At 62.9% G+C, this 2,759-nt stretch carries 4 protein-coding genes; all 4 read left to right on the forward strand.

What is annotated here, in order from left to right; translation table 11 throughout:
• The first annotated feature begins 140 nt into the window (after positions 1-140).
• The gene (locus P792_RS35960; protein ID WP_051395843.1) at positions 141-611 is read left to right on the forward strand and encodes a hypothetical protein; all 471 of its coding nucleotides are present in this window, start codon (positions 141-143) and stop codon (positions 609-611) included.
• Positions 608-1,201, forward strand: coding sequence for a hypothetical protein (locus tag P792_RS26425; protein ID WP_023978330.1), 594 nt, complete (start codon positions 608-610; stop codon positions 1,199-1,201). Before P792_RS35960 ends, P792_RS26425 begins: the two co-directional genes overlap by 4 nt.
• The gene (locus P792_RS26430) at positions 1,201-1,395 is read left to right on the forward strand and encodes a hypothetical protein (protein WP_023978331.1); all 195 of its coding nucleotides are present in this window, start codon (positions 1,201-1,203) and stop codon (positions 1,393-1,395) included. Before P792_RS26425 ends, P792_RS26430 begins: the two co-directional genes overlap by 1 nt.
• Positions 1,388-2,759 (forward strand): DnaB-like helicase C-terminal domain-containing protein (locus tag P792_RS26435; protein ID WP_031240498.1); only part of this gene is annotated, 1,372 nt, incomplete at its 3' end. The genes P792_RS26430 and P792_RS26435, both read left to right, overlap by 8 nt.

The following is a 2,759-nucleotide window of genomic DNA, read 5'->3' on the forward strand; positions in this document are numbered from 1 at the left end:
TTCTGTCGCACAAAGGAATGCAGCATGAGAATCCATCATGCTCTGCAGGCTATTGGCTGCATGCCGCGCCGTCATCCGAAGGGTGTCCGGGTAAGGTCGCCTTACTCCTCGCCGGGTTCCGTCGGATTGAGGGCCCAGCCATGACCACGCATGCCATCAAGACGGCCACGCAGGCTGTCATTCGCGCTGTGGGCGGTGTCGATGCGGCGGCGAGTTTCGTCCGCGTCGGGCGGTCACAGCTTTCAGACTACCAGAACCGCCATTCGCAATCGGTCGTGCCGGTCGATGTTGCCATCGAGATGGATCGCTGTGCGCAGGAGCCGATCGTTCTGGCCGCCATGGCGCTGGCTGAGGGGTATATCCTCACGCCGCTCAAGGTGGGCGAGGGCGATCTTGCTACCGATATCGAGAAGGTATCGCACAGCTTTAATGAAACGATCGCCACGACGCTTCGCGTGCTGGCGGATGGTGTTGTCGAGACGCATGAAGTCACGGCCATGCGGGCCACGCTTTCAAGCCTGCACCGTGCCGTAGGGCATGCCCTGCATAATCTGCGTGCTTCGGAGAAAGCGATGGAAGAACCCGTTGCAGCACTGCGGGGTGTGTCATGAGCGGCGCTCTTGCTTCCGCCCGTGGCCTTGGCTTGCGCGGCAAATCGGCCAGTTCGGGCGAGCAGGCTCAGGCCAATGCCGAGTTCAACAGGCTGTGTCGAACCCGTATTGCACGGATCGCCCTCGCCGGGCTGATCGGTCGCCAGCCTGGCACGGTGGTCAAATGGCATCATGTGCCGTCGAACCATGTGCGTCCTTTCCTGCGAGCCTATGAAAGCGGCAGGCTGGAGCGGGCAATTCAGGCGATGTCACCTGTCGTGACACCCGCCGAATGCTGCCAGGCGCGCGATATCGTGCGCAAGATACGCGCCCGGCGTGGCGGCAAGAGAGTTCTGGGTGAGGCGCTCAAGGTCGCGCCTGACAGTGTGAAGTCCTGGAATGAAATCCCGCTGCGTCATGTGCGTGCCGTACTAGCTTGTTTCGGGGCCGATCGTGGCTTGGCTGAAAGCGATGTGCCGCCGGTCAAACCCTCGGCCAGCACGGCACAGGTGTCGGGCGTGTGGCATCGCAAGTGCCTCTATTGCGGCGCAGACTTTTCGGTGAACTCGCCATTCATCCGCCGGTGCGAAACGCATAGGGGGCAAGGCTGATGGCTCGTCCTGCGCTTGATCGCACCCGTCTTGCACCTGCCGTGCAAGGCTATCACCGCAGGGGCTTCCCGGCACGGCTCATTGCCACGCGCCTTGGCATTTCCGAGCGCACTACACGCGGCATGCTTAAGGCGCTGGGGCTGACCGCACCACGCCCCCAAAGCCGACAGATCATGGAGATACGTCATGGGTGACGTTCAACCGCTCGGGCATCTGGCCTCGGTCAATGAGCCCGAAAACATGCAGGCCGAGGCGGCGCTACTGGGGGCCACCCTGACCAACGGTCGCCGTGCGCTGCCCATGGTCGAGGAATATCTGCGTCCCGAGCATTTCTATGAGCCGCTCAATGGCGTGATTTACGCTGCCGCGCTTCGCATGCACATGGCGGGTGTCGAGCCTAATGTGATCCTGATCCGCAACGAGATCGGCGATTCCGAAGTGCTCATGGGGCGTGACGTGGCGGAATATCTTGGCCAGATCATGATGGCCACGGTTGGCATTCTCAATGCCGGCGATTATGGGCGTGCCATCTTCGATGCCTGGACGCGCCGCCAGCTACGCAACCACTGCATTGATGTCGCCCGGCTTTGCCTCACCCCCGGTGGCCAGACGGGCGAGGATCTGGTCGAGCAGATGGAAGCAGGGCTGCTCGATATTGCCCAGAACATGCGCGAAAGCCTGCCGAACGTGACGATCTCCGAAGCGATCCGTGAGGCGATTGCCTGCGGGCAGGAGAATCTGCTGCGGGGCTCGGCATTGGCCGGGCTTTCATGGGGCTATCCCGCCATGGACCGGATGACAGGCGGCCTACTGGGCGAGGGGCTGTATGTGATCGGCGCCCGCCCGGCCATGGGCAAGACCGCTTTTGCCCTGGGCGTGGCCATGCGCGTTGCAGCGCTCGGTGAGCGCGTGCTGTTCTGGTCGGGCGAGATGGCGGCGCGTCAGATCGGCGCGCGTGCCGGGGCCGCCTATGCCGGGCTCTCGACGCTCTCGGTCTTTGCAGGACGGCGGTACGATATTCCCGAAGATATCGAGACGGGGCTGCGTGTCCCGCTCGAGGGGTGGCAGTGGCAGGATCTTCAGGCGGGCGAGAAAGCTGCCGAGGCCGTGCCGCTTGAACTGGATGTTCGTTCCGGCCTGACCGTAGCCGGGCTGCGGTCGCGTGCGCGTCGGATGAGGCGCAGCAAGCGCGGGCTCGGCCTTATCGTACTCGATTATGTCGGGCTCATGCATGGCAGCGATGCCGCGCGTCGTCGCGGCCGCTATGAGGAAATGACCGAGATCAGCGCGGGGCTCAAATCCCTCGCCAAGGAACTCGGCATTCCCATTATCGCTCTCGCCCAGCTCAACCGTGAGGTTGAGAAGCGCGAGGACAAGCGCCCTACCGAAGCCGATCTACGCGATAGTGGCGGGCTGGAACAGGACGCCGATCTCGTCGCGTTTCTTTATCGCGACCACTATTATCTCAGGAAAGAGGCCAGTGGTGACGGGCTACAGAGGCGCGACAAGGAAACGGCCGAGCAGTTCGCCAATCGCTGCTCTGAATTCCAGTTCCGCC

The sequence above is a fragment of the Asaia sp. SF2.1 genome (assembly GCF_000505765.1).
Taxonomy (GTDB): Bacteria; Pseudomonadota; Alphaproteobacteria; order Acetobacterales; family Acetobacteraceae; genus Asaia; species Asaia bogorensis.

Coding starts and splice junctions, on each gene's coding strand:
- P792_RS35960 (WP_051395843.1), top strand. CDS start 141: ATGACCACGCATGCCATCAAGACGGCCACGCAGGCTGTCATTCGCGCT.
- P792_RS26425 (WP_023978330.1), top strand. CDS start 608: ATGAGCGGCGCTCTTGCTTCCGCCCGTGGCCTTGGCTTGCGCGGCAAA.
- P792_RS26430 (WP_023978331.1), top strand. CDS start 1,201: ATGGCTCGTCCTGCGCTTGATCGCACCCGTCTTGCACCTGCCGTGCAA.